The following is a 16,884-nucleotide window of genomic DNA, read 5'->3' on the forward strand; positions in this document are numbered from 1 at the left end:
TCAGCGGAAAAACATCGTTTTAAGGCATCTGATTCGATTCCAATTTATCGCTTTTTTTGATTTAACACAGCATTCAGAATTTGTTCCGTGAGTTCCAGACGCAATGGAGGTGTGGACATGTTTCTTACGGAAGAAGAATCGGGAATGCTGGCGGGAAAGAAAGGCCCGGCAGTGCAAAAGGCCATGGAGATCCTGGTGGCGCTGGGCGAGAGCTTTGGCGCCAAGCGGCTGCTGACGGTCAGCAACGTGCACATGGCGGGATCGTCCGTCCTGGTCGCCGAAGAGGCGGGGACGCGTTTCGTCGAAGACATCAAGCGGCAGGGAGGAACCTTCGTCACGCGGGTGACGACGAACCCGACGGCCGTGGATCCCGTGCAATGGCGCGAGATCGGCATTCCCGAGTCCGACAGCGCGCTTCAGACGCGCCTGACGGATGCCTATGCCGGCATGGGCGCCAATACCTGTAATACCTGTATTCCTTACCTGGTCGGCAACAGTCCGCGGTTCGGCGAGCACATGGCCTGGGGCGAGTCGTCGGCGGTGGTCTATGCCAACTCGGTGTGCGGGGCCCGCACCAATCGCGAAGGCGGCCCGAGCGGCTTGGCCACGGCCCTCACGGGCCGCACGCCGGAGTATGGCTTTCACCTGACGGAGAACCGTCATGGAAAACTTCTGGTCCAGGTGGAGACGTCGCTCGATGACATGACGGACTACGGCACGCTTGGCTACTTTGCCGGCCGGATTGCAGGGCAGGACACCCCGGTCTTCACAGGTATTCCGTCGGATCCCACCCTGGAGCAATTGAAAGCGCTCAGCGCCGCGCTGGCGGCGTCCGGCGCGGTCAGTATGTTCCATGCGGTCGGAGTCACTCCCGAGGCGCCCACGCTTGAAGCGGCCTTCGGCGGCAAGACGCCCGAAAAAGTGCTGGTCTTTGACGAAGCCGAAAAGAAGAAGGCCGAGGCGGCGCTGAACAAGGAGCCTACGGATCACGTCGACTGGATACTCGTGGGCTGCCCGAATGCATCCGTGCAGGAGATCCGCGAGGTCGCCGAGGCGCTGGAACGCAAGAAGGTGCACAAGGACGTCGCGCTGTGGGTGACCACGGCGGGGGCCATGTACGCCATGGCCGAGCGCATGGGGTACATACAGACGATCAAGGACGCCGGCGGCACCGTGGTCAGGGAAACTTGCCCATTCCTTGCACGCAGTCGCGTGATCGCACCCGTCAAGGGCTATCGCACGCTAACTACCAATTCCGCCAAGATGGCTTTCTATGCGCCCGGACAATTCGGGCTGCCCACGCACTACGGCAATCTCAACCGCGTCATGCAGGCCGCCGTCAGCGGCGTCTGGAGGTAAGGACCATGGCACAAGTCAAGCGCGTCCTCACTGGACGCAAGATCGTCAAGGGCAAGACCAGCGGGGAAGCGGTGGTAACCCGCGAAGCCATCAGCTTCAACGGCGGCGTCGACAACATGACGGGGATCGTTACGGAGCCTGGGCACGAGCTGGAAGGGGTGAACATCGCTGGCAAGGTGCTGGTCTTCCTAACCGGCAAGGGATCAACTGGCGGCTCTTACAAGATCTACGACATGGTGTCCCGCGGTACCGCGCCCTTGGCATTCGTCCAGGTGACGCCGGAACCGATCACGACGATCGGCGCGATCATCGGCGCCATCCCCGTAGTGGCCAGCCTAGACGAGGATCCGACCCAGACGATCGTCAATGGCGATTGGCTGGACGTGGATGCCGAGGCGGGCACCGTCGTCGTAAGTCACAAATAAGCAGTTCGCACGCGGCGCATGCCGCTATTCAAGCGCTTTCGGGGTAGTTGCGCGTACGACGCAACGCCCGAATTTACCGCGCACATTCAAATATGGAGACAACCATGACCTCACGCGCAATCATCGCTCTTGCCTTGGGCGCCTGTCTAGGCTCGAGCGCTGTTGCCGCTCAAGCAGCGCAAACCGACGCGGGTGACGACTGGCCTTCCCGCAAGGCCATCACGATGATCGTCCCTTTTGCGGCGGGCGGCAGCACGGACGCGACCGCAAGGCTACTTGCTGAACAGCTGTCGAAGAATCTCAAGCAACAGGTGATCGTGGAGAACCGTGCGGGGGCAGGGAGTAACCTGGGCTCAAGCGTAGCGGCGCGCGCGACGCCGGATGGCTATACGCTCCTGTTGGCCACCAGCACCATTGCGACCAACGTGACCCTGTACAAAAACATGGGTTTCGATCTGCGCAAAGACCTGATTCCCGTATCGCAGATCGCCTCGATTCCCAATGTACTCACCGTGAACAACAACGTGCCCGCGAAGACGCTCACGGAGTTCATCGCGCTCGTGCAGAAAAAAGACGCGCCTGTGAATTACGGGTCTGCGGGCAACGGGTCGGCGTCCCATCTTTCTGGTGCGTTATTCAACGCTATGGCCAAGGGCGACATGGTCCACGTGGCCTACAAGGGCGGTGCGCCGGCGAACGTGGACCTGATGGGCGGCCAGGTGCAGGCGGTCTTTTCCCCGCTGGTGGAGGTGTTGCCCTACCTGGAAAGCGGAAAGCTGCGGGCGTTGGGCGTGACCACCAAGGATCGTTCGCAGCGGATGCCCGACGTGCCAGCTGTGGGCGAAGCGCTGCCGGGGTTCGAAGTCTCGCTGTGGAACGGTGTGTTCGTCCCAGCCGGCACACCGCCGACGATCGTCGCCAAGCTCGCCGAGGTCGTAAAGGAGGTAACCCAAGACCCTGCATTCCGGAAAGTCCTGCTGGACCAGGGATCCGTTCCAGTTAGCCAATCACCAGCCGTTTTCAAGGCGTTTCTGGATCAGGAAATTGAAAAGTGGGCCAAGCTCGTTAAGTTGTCCGGGGCTACCGTTGACTGACGCGTTGTAGTCTGGCAGTCACGGCAATTTTCATTTTTGGCAGATCGGGATCCGGAAGTCACACGCCGCATCCCGATTTGTCGTCAGTTCGCGGTGATGTTCGCGTCTTTTATCAGATGAGTTGCGTGCTAAAGATTAGCCACGGGATGGCAAGAATCGGACGTATGGCGTACGCAATTGGGGAGTGTGCGTACCTTGGAAGCCGGCCTGGGGAAAGGCCCCCGTTCCTTGATGCGTAACGCGCATTCTTGGTAGTTCGGGATGGGTGTTGCGTCCGATCTTCCTCCGGAGAATAGAAGAATCTTTAAGTTTGCGTTGCACTCGCGAAAATGAGTCCGGTGCTGCGCACGAAATTACGGATTGCGCAACATCAATCGGCCAAAGAGTCGCCGTTCATTTCGCAAGTGTTGCGTCGCGGGAGTCCGCCGCGCGACAAAAATGAAATTGCCATTTCCATACCGCAGCGACATGGAGTACTGCACGACCGTGGCTGCTGGGGCCAAGTCTCAGGCTAACGAAATACTCAAGACTCGCGGCAAGCAGACAAGTGAGAAGTCGCGCATGATCCGTCGACTACGATTAACGCTTCGCATCCGCCAACTCTTAGCTCAGACCTTGGAATGAACAATATGCTATGGATCGCACAGTAAGCAGGGGCCATAGCGCCCTGCGATAAGTGGAGGGGCGCAGTAATGTTTCAGCGTTCGGCTATGATGCCGTCCATGCGGTCGCACCCAGGATCGCGGCAGTTCCGGCCCATGCCGGCTCCGCCCGCTCCGACAACCGCAACTCTTCGCCACAACACCTTCTGTTGCCACGCCAGTCGCCGTCTATGAAGACCATCAACAAATCGAGCAAGTTGGCTCACGTCCTGTACGACATCCGCGGACCGATCATGGATCGCGCCAAGCAAATGGAGGACGAGGGCCAAAAGATCATCAAGCTAAATATCGGCAATCTGGCGGCGTTCGGTTTCGATGCCCCCGAAGAGGTCCAGCTCGACATGATCCGCAACCTGCCAAATTCGGCGGGTTACTCAGACAGCAAGGGCAACTTCGCGGCTCGCAAGGCGGTGATGCACTACTCGCAGGAGCAGGGCATCAAGGGCGTGACGCTTGAGGACATCTATCTCGGCAACGGCGCTTCCGAACTGATTTCGATGGCCACCAACGCACTGCTGGACGATGGCGACGAGCTGCTAGTGCCGATGCCCGACTATCCGCTCTGGACGGCCGTCACCAGTCTGTCGGGGGGGCACGCCGGTGCACTATCTGTGCGACGCGAGTCGGGGCTGGATCCCCGACATGGCCGACATCCGCCGCAAGATCACACCCCGCACGAAGGGTATCGTGGTGATCAATCCCAATAACCCCACCGGCGTGCTGTATCCCGAATCAGTGTTGAAGGAGATCGTCGAGGTCGCGCGCGAGCACGGCCTCGTGATCCTTGCCGACGAGGTCTATGACAAGGTTCTGTACGACGACGTCAAGCACACTGCGCTCGGCAGCCTGTCGACCGACGTGCTGACGCTTACCTTCAACTCGCTCTCCAAGAGCTATCGCGCCTGCGGCTATCGCGCTGGTTGGCTGATCGTCTCGGGCGACAAGAGCGCTGCCGAGGACTACATCGAAGGCCTGGACATGCTGGCCAACATGAAGCTGTGCGCCAACGTGCCCGGCCAGTGGGCGATCCAGACGGCGCTGGGCGGCTACCAGAGCATTAACGATCTGGTGGGCGAGGGCGGCCGGCTGCGCAAGCAGCGCGACCTGGCCTACGAACTCATCAGCGCGATTCCGGGTGTGACCTGCGTCAAGCCGCAGGCTGCGCTCTACATGTTCCCCCGCCTCGATCCCAAGGTCTATCCGATTAAGGACGACCGCCAGTTCTTCCTGCAGCTGCTGGAAGCCACGCGCGTGATGCTGGTGCAGGGCACCGGCTTCAACTGGCACGCACCAGATCATTTCCGCATTGTGTTCCTGCCCTACGAACACGATCTGCGTGACGCGATCGGGCGGGTGGCAGGGTTCCTCGAAGACTACCGCAATCGCCACGCGGCGGGCACGCCGGCCGAGGAGGCCGCAGTGACCCCGCTTAAGAAGGCGGCGCGCTGAGGCGCTGGTATCGTGCATGATAAAGAGGCCGCTTTCGAGCGGCCTAGTGGTGTATCACGCTACACAGGCTTGCGACACTTTCTGTGCCATTGCGCCATGGTGAAGGCGCCGGTCATCTCAAACGACAGCGAAGAGATGTTCCAGGCGTTCTTTGGCGAGCTACGTATGCAGAAAGTTATTCCGTAAATGGACCTGGAAGCCAGGGAAGCGCCGACAATGATCCTCAACCTGGGCTGAGTACCCTGATTGGCTATCGGTAATGCGCATAATGTGTATTATGTAAAGTGATGAATAGACGTAAATCTAGCCGCGCCCCTTTCTTCCCGTTCGTGAAAGACAATTCGTGGACAAATTTAAAGACAGCAGCGAATTCGTAGACACCGTGTCCCTTTTAGGCGCAAAAGCTGCCCCCGAAAGTCCATCGATTTACGCTACGCTGGCATCGCCTTCGGCCGCTGCCCGGCGACAAGCTGGCCTACGGGCCTTGAAGCGGCGAATTGCGGACCTTGTAGGGATGCTGAAGCGACCGGATCCCCCCTACGTGTCGACCGAGGATATGCGCGTGCGCGATGACGATGAGGTGTAGCGTTGGCGTTCCCCCATCCTCCACCTTTTCGCAGGATAGGTGCTCGCTGTAACCGGCGCTTATGTGTCGCTTACGTCAAAAAGTCGAGTTAAGAGGCGCATTTCTGCCTCTTATGGATGGAGGCGGCGGGTTCTCCATGCTGCAATTGCACTTTCGATTGCTTGGTCACAAGCTCGTACTGTTCAATAGTTCGACAATCGTTGTATGATAGAAGCATGAATGAAGATCAAGCAGTTCTCGCCCTTGGGGCCTTGGCCCATACCCAACGTCTACGCGTATTTCGAGCGCTCGTGGTGGCTGGCCTAGAGGGCCTCACGCCAAGCGTCTTGGCGGATCAGCTCGGTGTTGCTCGCAACACGTTGTCCTTCCATCTGAAGGAGCTGTCGCACGCCGGCCTGGTCACCATTGAGCAACAAGGTCGAAACCTGATTTACCGGGCAGACTTCTCACAGATGAATGGACTGCTCGGCTACCTCACCGAACATTGCTGCCAAGGGGCCCCCTGCGAGGCCTCCGACTCTAAGGCCTGCACTATCTGCTGATCAGGAGCTGTCCATGAAGCGCTTCCACGTTCATCTGCACGTCGATGATTTGCCCAAGAACATCGGCTTCTATTCGCGGCTGTTTGCGCAAGGTCCAGCCCGCATCGAGTCTGACTATGCGAAGTGGATGCTGGATGATCCTCCCGTGAATTTTGCAATTTCGACCCGTGGCGGCGCTGCCGGAGTCGATCACTTTGGGATTCAAGCCGAGAACGCCGAAGAGTTGGTTGCTCTGAAGGTCCGAGCGGAATCAGCCAGTTTGTCTCTGGAGGACCAGGGAGAGACGTCATGCTGCTATTCCCGCAGTGAGAAATATTGGATTACTGATCCGCAAGGCGTGGCGTGGGAGCACTTCCATACGTTGGGGACGATCCCTGTCTATGGAGAGTCACACCACGACGCGCTTGCCACAGGCGCGGCCGGCGCCTGCTGTTCGCCGTCTTCGTTGCCCACGGTGCGGAACAACTGCTGTGTCCCGAACACCAAGTCCTCCACTCGCTGCTGCTAGGAATTTCCATGTCGCACTCCCCTTTCAATGTGCTGTTTCTCTGTACGGGCAACTCTGCGCGCTCCATCCTTGCTGAAGGTCTACTCAGAGGACTCGGTGGCGATCGCTTCCAGGCATATTCCGCTGGCAGTACCCCAAAAGGTGAAGTTCACCCGTTGGCGCTCGCCACGCTGAGCTCTTTCTCATTGCCCACCGATGGTTATCGGAGCAAGAGCTGGGATGAGTTCGCTGCGCCGGGGGCTCCAAAAATGGACTTCATCATTACCGTCTGCGATAACGCCGCCGGCGAAGTGTGCCCTGTCTGGCCAGGGCGGCCCATGACAGCACACTGGGGCATTCCTGACCCAGCAGCCTATGAAGGGACCGAAGAAGAGCGTCGCAAGGCGTTTCAGGACGCCGCGCGTGTAATCAAGCGCCGCCTTGAGCTTTTCCTTTCTTTGCCCATTGACCGCCTGGATGCAATGTCGCTCCAGACGGAGTTGCGCGGGATTGGCAAAACTCAGGAGTAAGTCAATGTCATCCAGTACACAGGCCACGGCGTCCCTGCCGCAGGCGCGCGGTGGGATGAGCCTCTTTGAGCGTTATCTGACGCTCTGGGTGTTTCTCTGCATAGTGCTCGGCGTCGCCCTGGGCCAGCTCATGCCGGTCCTATTTCAAACCATCGGGCACCTCGAAGTCGCGCAAGTCAATCTGCCTGTCGGCCTTTTGATTTGGGTAATGATCATTCCGATGCTGCTGAAGGTCGATTTCGGCGCGCTCAGTCAGGTTAAACAGCATTGGCGCGGCATCGGCGTGACGCTGTTCATCAATTGGGCAGTCAAGCCCTTCTCCATGGCGTTCCTGGGCTGGCTGTTCATCCGGCAGATCTTTTCGCCCTGGCTGCCCGCCGACCAGCTTGATAGTTACATTGCGGGCCTGATTCTCCTTGCCGCCGCTCCATGTACCGCTATGGTGTTCGTCTGGAGCCGGCTGACCGGCGGTGATCCCGTCTTCACGCTGTCCCAGGTTGCGTTGAACGACACCATCATGGTGTTCGCTTTCGCGCCTATTGTCGGGTTGCTGCTGGGCCTGTCGGCCATCACCGTGCCGTGGGACACTTTGCTGGTGTCTGTTGGGCTCTACATCGTGATCCCGGTCATCCTCGCCCAGCTCTGGCGCCGCACGCTGTTGCGCCGCGGGCAGGAAGCGTTCGAAGCCGCCCTGGCCCGGATCGGACCGTTTTCCATGGCCGCACTGCTTTTGACGCTGGTGCTCCTGTTTGCGTTCCAGGGCGAAGCCATCATTGGCCAGCCGCTGGTGATCGCCATGCTGGCCGTGCCGATTCTGATCCAGGTGATCTTCAATTCCGGGCTGGCTTACTGGCTGAATCGCCGGGTTGGTGAAAAGCACAACATTGCTTGCCCCTCAGCGCTGATCGGAGCATCCAACTTCTTCGAACTCTCCGTCGCGGCCGCGATCAGCCTGTTCGGTTTTCAATCTGGTGCCGCGTTGGCGACCGTGGTGGGCGTGCTGATCGAGGTTCCAGTGATGTTGTTGGTGGTGCGCGTCGTGAACCAGTCCAAAGACTGGTACGACGCGGGCGCCAACCGTGGGTAAACGGTGACAGGAGCACCCGTCCGGGTCGTCGGTAGCCTGGGCACCGCCCAAACGCTGGCCTGGGCGTCGTCCTACTACCTGCCCGCCATGTTGGCGGCGCCGATGGCCTGCGAACTGGGTATTCCAACGCCAATGGTCTACGCAGCCTTTTCCGGCGCAATGGTGGTATCGGCCCTGGTCGGTCCGTGGGCCGGGCAAGCGATCGACCGTCACGGCGGTCGTGTCGTCTTGGTCGGCACCAGCCTGATATTCGCGCTCGGACTGGCCATGCTTGGATCCTCCCACGGGCTGTGGTCGATGGCCGCCGCCTGGCTCATTATCGGCGTGGCGATGGGGGCCGGGCTGTATGAAGCGGCCTTCTCCAGCCTGGTTCGCCTGTATGGGCACCACGCGCGCGGCGCGATCACCGGCATTACCCTGATCGCGGGCTTTGCGAGCACCGTCGGGTGGCCGCTGTCAGCTTGGATGGAAACACGGTTTGGATGGCGTAATGCGTGCTTCGGTTGGGCGGGCTTGCATCTGCTGATCGGTTTGCCGCTGAACGCCTGGCTTCCGAAGTTGCTGCCTCAGGCGAAACATGAGCGGTTTGCCGCCGCGGATCCAACGAAGGTCGTCTCCTCCCCTTCCCCTACTCCCACGACCGAGCGTCACGGGTACGCAACCACCCTCCTCGCCTTCGTCTTCGCCGCGACCTGGTTCATCAGCACTGCCATGGCCACGCATTTGCCGCGGATGCTGGAGGCTACCGGCGCCACGCTCGCCGCAGCAGTAGCAGTAGGTGCCCTCATCGGTCCCGCGCAGGTAGCCGGCCGCGTGCTCGAGTTCGGGTTCCTGCGGCGCGTTCACCCACTATTGTCGGCACGCTTGGCCGCATTGGCACACCCCGCCGGTGTGACCGTATTGCTGATGGCGGGGCCGGTTATGGCCCCTGTATTTGCGATCCTGCACGGGGCTGGCAACGGCATCCTCACCATCGCGAAGGGCACCTTGCCACTGGCGCTGTTTGGCGCCCAAGGGTATGGCGCGCGCCAGGGGTGGCTGATGATGCCTGCGCGGATCGCGCAGGCGGCGGCCCCATTCCTTTTCGGGCTGGCTCTGGACGCTTGGGGAGCCAACGCTTTGTGGCTGTCGGGCGCGATCAGTCTGGCCGCCTGCGGTGCGCTGATGCTGCTGCGCGCCCAGCCCCCCAGGCAGTGAAATTTCAGTCTTGCATCAAGAGAGGTATTGCATGAGTTCCATCACCATTTATCACAACCCGGCCTGCGGCACGTCCCGCAATGTGCTGGGCTTGATCCGCAACACCGGCGAAGAGCCGACGATCATCGAGTATCTGAAGACCCCGCCTGACGCCAAAACGTTGAAGTCGCTGATTGCCGCCATGGGAATCCCGGTGCGGGAGGTGCTGCGCCAAAAAGGGACGCCGTATGACGAACTGGGGCTGTCGGACTCGAAGTGGACGGACGAGCAACTGATCGGCTTTATGCTCGAGCATCCTATCCTGATCAATCGACCCATCGTCGTCACCCCTATTGGCATTCGTCTATGCCGTCCGTCCGAAGCAGTCTTGGACATCCTGACCCGGCCTCAGCTTGGCTCCTTTAATAAAGAAGACGGTGAACCCCTCATCAATGCGGAGGGCCATCGTGTCTAAGCACATTGCAGAGCTGCCCAATATTGACCCGTCACTGTTGGAACAACCGTCCATAGAGGCATTGTTCTCGCCGAAGCGGGCCACGCACGCGCCGCGCTTCCTGGTTCTGTATGGTTCCTTGCGCGAACGTTCTTACAGCCGCCTGGTCGCCGAGGAGTCAGCCAGGCTGCTTCAAGCCCTGGGTGGCGAAACTCGCATGTTCGACCCGTCCGGGCTGCCGTTGGTCGATGACGCTGGCGAAGACCATGCCAAGGTCCGTGAACTGCACGAATTGGTCCAGTGGGCCGAAGGCATGGTGTGGTGCTCGCCGGAGCGTCACGGCGCGATGACCGGGTTGATGAAGACGCAGATCGACTGGATCCCTCTGTCGGTGGGCGCGGTGCGTCCCACCCAGGGAAAGACGCTCGCGGTCATGCAGGTGTCCGGCGGCTCGCAGTCCTTCAATGCCGTGAACCAGATGCGAATACTGGGACGCTGGATGCGCATGCTGACGATCCCCAATCAATCGTCGGTGGCCAAGGCCTACCAGGAATTCGACGAGGCGGGCCGCATGAAGCCCTCTCCCTACTATGACCGGGTCGTGGACGTTGTCGAGGAGTTGATGAAGTTCACCCTGCTTACTCGGGATGCGGCTCCCTATCTCGTGGACCGCTACAGCGAGCGCAAGGAGACCGCCGCGGCCCTGTCGAACCGAATGAAACAGAACGCCATCTAGGGCGCGGCCCCCTGCCCGGGGCTCGCGCAGGACCCGCCTGAGCGCGTGGGCTTGCGCCGCAGCGACTGCCGCCGCCACCAGAGCCAGATGCCGCTGATGCCCAGCGCGCCCAGGCCCAGGCCGAGCAACGCGACGATGGCCTGGCCGGCAGCGCCGCCCAGTTCCCCGGTGTGCAACGGGTAAAGAATGGAGTTGATGCGCGTGCCGGGGTCGAGCTCGTTCCACCGCTGCGCGGCCAGGACGCTGCCGTCGCGCGGGTCGAGCCAGACGGTGGAGCGGCCATTGGGGTGCGGATCGTCGGGCACCTTCATGCGGATCGCCAAGGGCCGGTCGGCGTGCGGGGTGTATAGAAGAAAGCCGATCCTGCCATCCGGAAACGCCGCCTGCGCCGCAGCGGCGAGTTCGTCCAGGGGCCGCATCGGGCGCGGGGCGCCCTGCGGCGCCGGCAGCCGGGGCGCGACGACGCGGGCCTGGCCGCTGGCCAGCGTGATCCAGTTTCCTATGGGGCGCCAGGCCAGGTACGCGCCGCTGGCCATGCAGACCGCCAGGGCCAGCGCCAGGATCGCACCGCCGTTGCGGTGCAGGTCGAACAAGGCGCGCAGGGTGCCTTTGCCGAACGCCATTCGCAGGGATGGCGGCCACTTGCGCGGCCACCACAGGATCAGGCCGGAGACCATCAGGACCAGGTAGGCCAGCGCCGCCCAGGCCAGCACAGCCTTGCCGGTCTGCTCGAGCATCAGGGCGCTGTGCAGCCGGTAAACGATGGCGACGACGCCTGCATTTTCGCCCTGCCTGCCCTGCTCCCGGCCGCTGGCCGGATCCAGGCAGACTGTGCCGCGCCAGGCCGAACGCACCCTCACCTGCATCGTCTCGCCGGGCGCGCGGGGCGGCCGGAAGGTGAAGGATGCCTGCGGGCCGAACTCGGCTTCCAGACCGCGGCGCAAGGACTCGAACGACGCCGGCTGGGTCGCCGTGCCGTTCCCGGCCACGAAGCAGTCCGGATGCAGGAAGGCCTCCAGCGGCCGGGCGGCCACGAGCAAGGCGCCGGTCAGTCCGGACAGGATCAGGATCCCGCCCAGGCCGAGCGCGATCCAGCGATGGCAGAACAGCCAGATGCGCCTTGGCATCAGTAGGCCAGGCGCGCCTGCAGGTAGACCATGCGCGGCGCGCCGACCATGCGGCCGCCGTTGGTGTCGACGTTGCGGGTGTAATAACGGCGGTCAAAGAGGTTGTTCACGCCGATGGCCAGTTCGCTGCCCTTCCATTGCGGCAGCTTGTAGCTGAGCTGCGTGTTCCAGACACTGAAGCCCGGCACGCGGCCGTTGGTGGCGTCTGCGTTTTCCTGTTCGGTGTTGGCGGTGTCCGAGTATTGACCGCTCTGCATCGTGGTGAACAGGTTGAACGTCCAGTTGTTTCGCATGTAGCGTCCGCCCAGCGTGCCGGTCTGGCGCGAATAGAACGGCACGTCGTTCCCTTCGAACTCTCCGGATTTCTGGATGGCGCGCACGTAGGTGTAGTTCGCGTAGAGGTTCAGGCCGGCCAGCGGCCCGGATTTGTCGAAGTCGTAGTCGATGGCAAACTCGACGCCGTTGTGGGTGGTTGCGCCCAGGTTGCGGAACACGGCCGGGTTCGTGCCCGGAATCGACAGGATCTGGTTGTCGAAGCGCAGGTTGAAGACGGTGAATTCGGTGTGCGTCTGTTCGCCTGAGTAGCGCAGGCCGGCCTCGAGCGTCTTGGCGACTTCGGGATTCAGCGGATTTGCCGCCGACATCGAGTTCAGCTGGGTGTACTGCACGGCGCCGAACGAGGTGCTGTAGTTGGTATAGAGCGTCAGCGCGTCATCCACCAGGTAGGCGATGTTTAACGACGGCAGGCCACGGCTGTTGCGCAGGTCGAACGGCGTGTCGTTGGCCGTTCCGCTGGGCTGGCGATTGCTGTTGATGTGCTCGTAGCGCACCCCTGGCGTCACCCGCCAGTTGCCGATGGCAATGCGGTCGTCCAGGTAAATGGAGTGCGCTTCGGTTTCGTTGTCGAAGACCTGGGCGGGCCCGGTGCGCAGGCCGGTGGCGAGCGATTCCGAATAGCGCCTGTCCTGGCCGGTTTCGCGGATATAGCGGTAACCGATGGTCACGTCGTGCGTGGTCGGCCCCCATTCCAGGCGCTGGGTGTAGCGTGGCTCGATGCCCAGGACCTGGTTGTTGCGCGGCTGGTAGTCGTTGCGGCCGGCGGCCGTATTGATCAGCGAACTCTGGCGCGAGCTGTCGTAGTGATAGACGCGCGCCTCGAATTCCTGCGTGTCCGAGATGGAATTGAGGTAGCCGACATCGATCTGGTCGCGCTGGCCCTTCCAGTAGTCGGTCGGGTGGGTGTTCTGAAACGGGTCGTCCCGGTATTGCGCCACGCTCAGGCCGCCCGGAGTCATGGACTTGACGTCGTAGTGCGCGAACTTGCCGTAGATCTCCGAGGTCGGCGTCAGTTCGTAGCGCCACTTGAGCGCTACATCGTTGTAGCGGTCGTGGCTGGCGTCGCGCCATTGTTCGCCGTCCATGCCCGAGTACATAAGCGCCACGCCCAGCCCATTTTCGAACTGCGTGCCCATGAAGGCTGTGTACTGGGTGTTGGTGCCGCCGTGGCTGAAGATGTTGTAGCGGGCGGAGGCGTCGGCGGTGAGGTCGCTGGTGGCGGGAATCGAGCGGGTCTTGAAGTTGATCACGCCGCCCACGTTCTGCGGGCCATACCGCACCGCCCCGCCGCCCCGCACGACGTCGATCGCCTCGATGTTGCCCAGGCTGGTGGGCGACATCACCAGGTTCGGCTGGCCATAGGGGGCCATGGCCATCGGGATGCCGTCCAGCAGCATCGTCGTGCGGAAGGAGTTGCGCGGATTCAGGCCGCGGATGCCGACGTGCAGGCCCACCGAACTGCCGCTGGCGCTGGTGCTGCCGCTGATCTGGACGCCGGGCACGCGGCGCAGCGCGTCGGCGATGTTGGTGGCGCCGCTGTTCTGGAGCTCTTCGCGCTTCAGGAGCGTGCGCGCGCCGCCGAACGTCTGGACGCTGTTTTCCAGGCCCGTGCCCAGCCAGTCGCCGCTGACCTGGATCGACTCCAGCGTATTGGCGCCGCCGCCCGTCGCGGCCTTTGCGGCGGGCGCCGCCGCACGCACGACATAGCCCTGCCCGCCCTGCGCGGCCGCGATCAGGCCAGTGCCGGCCAACAGTCTTGCCAGCCCGGCTTCCACGGCATAGCTGCCGTCCAGGCCCGCCGTCGTGAGCCGGTTCGTATCCTCGGGCCGGAAAGAGAGCGTGATGCCGCCCGTTTTGGCAAAGGCGGAAAGCGCCTGGCCTAGGGGACCCGCCGGGATGTGGTAGTTGCGCATGGCGCTTGGCGGCGCATCCTGGGCGGCCACGGGCGGCGGCGCGGCGAACGCCGCGGCCAGGCTCAGCGTCAGTCCGGCCAGCCGCAGGACGCGCGTTCGAGTGTTGTCTTGAGGTGCCACGTGGTACATCCCTTTCAGCTCATCAATGGGAGGCATGCCGAATGAGCAAGGGCAAAAGGGACAGGCAATGGTCCGCCAATTTGTAAAAAAATGAAACTCATTGGTGGCGCGTGCGCGCCGCGGCCGGGTCAAGGCGTCAGCGTGACCCAGTAAGACGTACGCGTCACGACGCGCAGGTCCAGCGTATTGGCCACGACGGCCAGGAGCGCGTCGGTGTCCTGCAGCCGGAATACGCCGGACACCCGCAGGTCGGCGACGGCGGGATCGCAGCGCACCACCCCGCGCCGGTAACGCGAGACCTCGGCCAGCAGCGCGGCGAGGCGCATGTTGTCGGCCTCGATGACGCCACGTGTCCAGCCTGGCGTGCCGGGCCCGGCGGGGGCGCGCGACAGGAAGGCGTTCGCGGTGAAACGCGCCGATTCGCCGGCGCCGAAGATGCGCGCCGCCTCCCCATTGCGCAGGCTTACCGCTACGCGGTGCTCCAGCACCGTCAGCTCGGTCAGGGCATTCCCGCCGTCGTCCCATTGACGCACCACGAAACGGGTGCCAAGGGCCCGCAGGCGCCCCTGCGGCGTTTCCAGGATGAACGGCCGCGCCCTGCCCGCCTGGTCGGCCGCCGTGCGCACATACACTTCGCCGCCGCGCAGACGCAAAAGGCGTGCCTCGTCGGAGTAGCGCACATCCATATTGGTGTCGGTATTCAGATGGACCTGGCTGCCGTCGACCAGGATCAGGTTCCGGTTCTCGCCCACCGCGGTGCGATAGGCATCCTCCGGCTGGCCGTTCATGCGATAGGCCACCCAGGCGGCCACCGGCGTCGTCAGCCCCAGGGCGGCCAGCGTGCGCAGCGCCGTGCGCCGGCCGCCCCCCGCCTGGCGCGTCAACAGGGGCACGCCCAGCGCGGCCGGCACCGTATTGAATTGTTGCGCCAGGCGCTGGGCCCGTTGCCAGGCCAGTTCGTGCTCGGGGCTGTCGCGGCGCCAGCGCTCGAGGGCGGCGTGATCCGCCGCCCCGGCCTCGCCCGAGTGCAGGCGCACGAGCCAGCGGGCGGCCTCGCGGATCACGGCGGCGTCAAGCGGCTTGGGCTGGGCGGCGTCCATGTCGGGTCAGGGTTCCAGCAAGGTCAGGCAGAGTTCGAAGCCTTGCGCCATGTAGCGCTTCACGGTGCGGTCGCTCAGGCCGGTACGGGCGGCGATCTCGGCGTACGTGAGGCCTTCCAGCTGCGACAGGACGAACACCCCGCGCGCCTGCGGCGAAAGATCCGCGAGCATGCGGTCCAGCTGTTGCAGGGCCTGCTGCACGCTCAGCAGCATCTCTGGCGAGGCATCGAGTTCGGGAGGCAGCGCGGCGACGGCCTGCAGCCAGGCGCGTTCCAGCGAGCGGCGGCGCCAATGGTCGTTAAGCAGTCCCCTGGCGATGGTTGTCAGATAGGCTTTGGGCTGCCGCAGCGTGCGAACGTCCTCGGGGTTGCGCAGGACGCGCAGGAAGGTGTCGTGCGCGAAATCCGATGCCTCGTCGCCGTGGCCGAGCTGGCGCCGCCACCACTGGCAGAGCCATTCGTAGTGGTTTTCGCAAAGAAGCTGGAGCGGCTGGACGGGATTGGACATGCTCGAACGCGCCGGGCAGGCGGCGCGATGACACAGAAAAGCCGCCTGCGCGAAAGCACCGCCGGCGGCCAACACAAGGAAATGATACCAAGAATTGTTTGCAATATCGAGCGGGCATGGCGCCCCTGCCGCCAGGGCGACACCATGCGCCGGGCGCCTAGTCCCTGGCGCCCACCATCCGCCGCGGCCTGCCCAGCCTCGGCAGCAGGCGGATGTAGATCAGTTCGCTCACCAGTTCCACCAGCGTCTGCGCCACGATGACGGCCGGCAGCAAGGGAACGGCCCCGGGAATCGCCAGGCCGAGCGGCAGGACGACCAGGGAGTTGCGCGTCGCCGCGCTGAACGACACCGCCCTTGCCTGCTCCGCGGGCAGCCGCCAGAGGCGGCCGACACCCCAGCCGATGGCGGGCGCGAGCACGGCGAATGCCACGTAGACCGGAGCGACCGCCCGCACCTCGTCAACGGCCAGGCCAAGCTGCGGGGCGACGGCCGCCACGACCACGAACAGCACCAATGCCGTCGCGGGCACGGGCAAGAGGCCCAGGAGCTTGACTGCCCCCTGGACCGCCCGGCTGCGGACGGCGCCGGTCTGGAAGGCGGCGGCCAGGCCCAACGGCACCGCGATGAGCCAGATGAACGCGTGGATAAACGGGCCCCAATGGACCAGGCCGGCGGCTTCCTCGCCCAGGAACGCGCCCAGGTAGACCGGCAGCAGGAGCATTTGCGCGCCCAGCAGGATCGGGGTCGACGCCAGCAGCGGGCGCGCGTCGGCCCGCCCAAGGTGCGCGAATGTCACGACGTAGTCGATGCAGGGTGTCAGCAGCACCAGCAGCACGCCGATCCTGGCCAGCGGCGCGCCGGGCAGCCAGGGCAGCAGGCAGGCGATCAGCAGCGGTATGGCGATGAAATTCGAGACCAGCAGCGCGCCCAGGAACCGGACGTTGGCCAGCGCCTGGCGCAGCTCGGTGAGCGGCACCTGCAGGAAGGTCACGAACAGCATGAAGCCCAGCAGCGGGTCGATGGCAGGCGCCAGCGCCGACGACGCGGGGACCTGCCAGGCCAGCACCCCCGCGATGATGACCGCGCCGAAATAGACGGCAACCTGCTGTCTTTCCAGGAGGTCTCTCAGGCGCTGCAATGGCATGTGTCGGATCGATTGTCGGGGGGCAAGAGGCGCAATGATAGCGTTGCGCC

Annotated in this window: 15 protein-coding genes and 1 pseudogene; 11 read left to right on the forward strand and 5 right to left on the reverse strand. The window is 63.2% G+C overall.

Annotated elements, in window-relative coordinates:
• The first annotated feature begins 117 nt into the window (after nucleotides 1-117).
• The 11 genes and pseudogenes from AGI3411_RS13650 to arsH all read left to right on the forward strand — a co-directional run bounded on the left by AGI3411_RS13650 (nucleotide 118) and on the right by arsH (nucleotide 10,587).
• The gene (locus AGI3411_RS13650; protein ID WP_129527907.1) at nucleotides 118-1,359 is read left to right on the forward strand and encodes an aconitase X; all 1,242 of its coding nucleotides are present in this window, start codon (nucleotides 118-120) and stop codon (nucleotides 1,357-1,359) included.
• 5 nt (nucleotides 1,360-1,364) lie between these two features.
• Entirely contained in the window at nucleotides 1,365-1,784 is a 420-nt protein-coding gene (locus AGI3411_RS13655; RefSeq protein ID WP_129527908.1) for an aconitase X swivel domain-containing protein, read from the forward strand.
• Nucleotides 1,785-1,888: 104 nt separating this feature from the next.
• Complete coding sequence (locus AGI3411_RS13660; protein WP_129527909.1) at nucleotides 1,889-2,878, forward strand: tripartite tricarboxylate transporter substrate binding protein; 990 nt, start codon at nucleotides 1,889-1,891, stop codon at nucleotides 2,876-2,878.
• 832 nt (nucleotides 2,879-3,710) lie between these two features.
• Nucleotides 3,711-4,989, forward strand: a pseudogene (locus tag AGI3411_RS13665) (pyridoxal phosphate-dependent aminotransferase).
• A gap of 801 nt (nucleotides 4,990-5,790) precedes the next feature.
• The gene (locus AGI3411_RS13670) at nucleotides 5,791-6,117 is read left to right on the forward strand and encodes an ArsR/SmtB family transcription factor (protein ID WP_129527910.1); all 327 of its coding nucleotides are present in this window, start codon (nucleotides 5,791-5,793) and stop codon (nucleotides 6,115-6,117) included.
• 13 nt (nucleotides 6,118-6,130) lie between these two features.
• Nucleotides 6,131-6,625: an ArsI/CadI family heavy metal resistance metalloenzyme gene (locus tag AGI3411_RS13675; RefSeq protein WP_129527911.1), complete on the forward strand. Its 495-nt coding sequence runs from the start codon at nucleotides 6,131-6,133 to the stop codon at nucleotides 6,623-6,625.
• A gap of 8 nt (nucleotides 6,626-6,633) precedes the next feature.
• Nucleotides 6,634-7,134 (forward strand): arsenate reductase ArsC, encoded by a 501-nt coding sequence (locus AGI3411_RS13680; RefSeq protein WP_129527912.1) that lies wholly within the window; start codon nucleotides 6,634-6,636, stop codon nucleotides 7,132-7,134.
• Between the two features lie 4 nt (nucleotides 7,135-7,138).
• Entirely contained in the window at nucleotides 7,139-8,221 is a 1,083-nt protein-coding gene (gene arsB, locus AGI3411_RS13685; RefSeq protein WP_129527913.1) for an ACR3 family arsenite efflux transporter, read from the forward strand.
• 3 nt (nucleotides 8,222-8,224) lie between these two features.
• Nucleotides 8,225-9,418 carry an MFS transporter gene (locus tag AGI3411_RS13690; protein WP_129527914.1) on the forward strand — a complete coding sequence of 398 codons (1,194 nt, stop codon included), beginning with the start codon at nucleotides 8,225-8,227 and terminating at the stop codon, nucleotides 9,416-9,418.
• 31 nt (nucleotides 9,419-9,449) lie between these two features.
• Nucleotides 9,450-9,872 (forward strand): arsenate reductase (glutaredoxin), encoded by a 423-nt coding sequence (gene arsC / locus AGI3411_RS13695; protein WP_165359170.1) that lies wholly within the window; start codon nucleotides 9,450-9,452, stop codon nucleotides 9,870-9,872.
• Nucleotides 9,850-10,587: an arsenical resistance protein ArsH gene (gene arsH, locus AGI3411_RS13700; protein WP_208748102.1), complete on the forward strand. Its 738-nt coding sequence runs from the start codon at nucleotides 9,850-9,852 to the stop codon at nucleotides 10,585-10,587. Before arsC ends, arsH begins: the two co-directional genes overlap by 23 nt.
• Here the strand turns inward: arsH and AGI3411_RS13705 are convergent.
• The 5 genes from AGI3411_RS13705 to AGI3411_RS13725 form a co-directional block, all read right to left on the reverse strand.
• Nucleotides 10,584-11,714 carry a PepSY-associated TM helix domain-containing protein gene (locus AGI3411_RS13705; protein ID WP_129527917.1) on the reverse strand — a complete coding sequence of 377 codons (1,131 nt, stop codon included), beginning with the start codon at nucleotides 11,712-11,714 and terminating at the stop codon, nucleotides 10,584-10,586. The two genes, arsH and AGI3411_RS13705, sit on opposite strands and share 4 nt — an antisense overlap.
• Nucleotides 11,714-14,083 (reverse strand): TonB-dependent siderophore receptor, encoded by a 2,370-nt coding sequence (locus tag AGI3411_RS13710; protein WP_129527918.1) that lies wholly within the window; start codon nucleotides 14,081-14,083, stop codon nucleotides 11,714-11,716. Before AGI3411_RS13710 ends, AGI3411_RS13705 begins: the two co-directional genes overlap by 1 nt.
• Before the next feature lie 128 nt (nucleotides 14,084-14,211).
• A complete protein-coding gene (locus tag AGI3411_RS13715; RefSeq protein WP_129527919.1) occupies nucleotides 14,212-15,183 on the reverse strand; it encodes a FecR domain-containing protein in 972 nt (323 codons plus the stop codon).
• 6 nt (nucleotides 15,184-15,189) lie between these two features.
• Nucleotides 15,190-15,690 (reverse strand): sigma-70 family RNA polymerase sigma factor, encoded by a 501-nt coding sequence (locus AGI3411_RS13720; RefSeq protein ID WP_129527920.1) that lies wholly within the window; start codon nucleotides 15,688-15,690, stop codon nucleotides 15,190-15,192.
• 157 nt (nucleotides 15,691-15,847) lie between these two features.
• A complete protein-coding gene (locus tag AGI3411_RS13725; RefSeq protein WP_129528040.1) occupies nucleotides 15,848-16,828 on the reverse strand; it encodes an arsenic resistance protein in 981 nt (326 codons plus the stop codon).
• Nucleotides 16,829-16,884: the final 56 nt, after the last annotated feature.

Origin of the sequence: Achromobacter agilis, assembly GCF_900496965.1 — a bacterium.
Lineage (GTDB): Bacteria > Pseudomonadota > Gammaproteobacteria > Burkholderiales > Burkholderiaceae_B > Achromobacter > Achromobacter agilis.

Excerpts from the sequence above, each read along its gene's own strand:
- arsH (WP_208748102.1), top strand. The coding sequence starts at position 9,850 with ATGCGGAGGGCCATCGTGTCTAAGCACATTGCAGAGCTGCCCAATATT.
- AGI3411_RS13655 (WP_129527908.1), top strand. The coding sequence starts at position 1,365 with ATGGCACAAGTCAAGCGCGTCCTCACTGGACGCAAGATCGTCAAGGGC.
- AGI3411_RS13660 (WP_129527909.1), top strand. The coding sequence starts at position 1,889 with ATGACCTCACGCGCAATCATCGCTCTTGCCTTGGGCGCCTGTCTAGGC.
- AGI3411_RS13670 (WP_129527910.1), top strand. The coding sequence starts at position 5,791 with ATGAATGAAGATCAAGCAGTTCTCGCCCTTGGGGCCTTGGCCCATACC.
- AGI3411_RS13675 (WP_129527911.1), top strand. The coding sequence starts at position 6,131 with ATGAAGCGCTTCCACGTTCATCTGCACGTCGATGATTTGCCCAAGAAC.
- AGI3411_RS13650 (WP_129527907.1), top strand. The coding sequence starts at position 118 with ATGTTTCTTACGGAAGAAGAATCGGGAATGCTGGCGGGAAAGAAAGGC.
- arsB (WP_129527913.1), top strand. The coding sequence starts at position 7,139 with ATGTCATCCAGTACACAGGCCACGGCGTCCCTGCCGCAGGCGCGCGGT.
- AGI3411_RS13715 (WP_129527919.1), bottom strand. The coding sequence starts at position 15,183 with ATGGACGCCGCCCAGCCCAAGCCGCTTGACGCCGCCGTGATCCGCGAG.
- AGI3411_RS13680 (WP_129527912.1), top strand. The coding sequence starts at position 6,634 with ATGTCGCACTCCCCTTTCAATGTGCTGTTTCTCTGTACGGGCAACTCT.
- AGI3411_RS13720 (WP_129527920.1), bottom strand. The coding sequence starts at position 15,690 with ATGTCCAATCCCGTCCAGCCGCTCCAGCTTCTTTGCGAAAACCACTAC.
- AGI3411_RS13705 (WP_129527917.1), bottom strand. The coding sequence starts at position 11,714 with ATGCCAAGGCGCATCTGGCTGTTCTGCCATCGCTGGATCGCGCTCGGC.
- arsC (WP_165359170.1), top strand. The coding sequence starts at position 9,450 with ATGAGTTCCATCACCATTTATCACAACCCGGCCTGCGGCACGTCCCGC.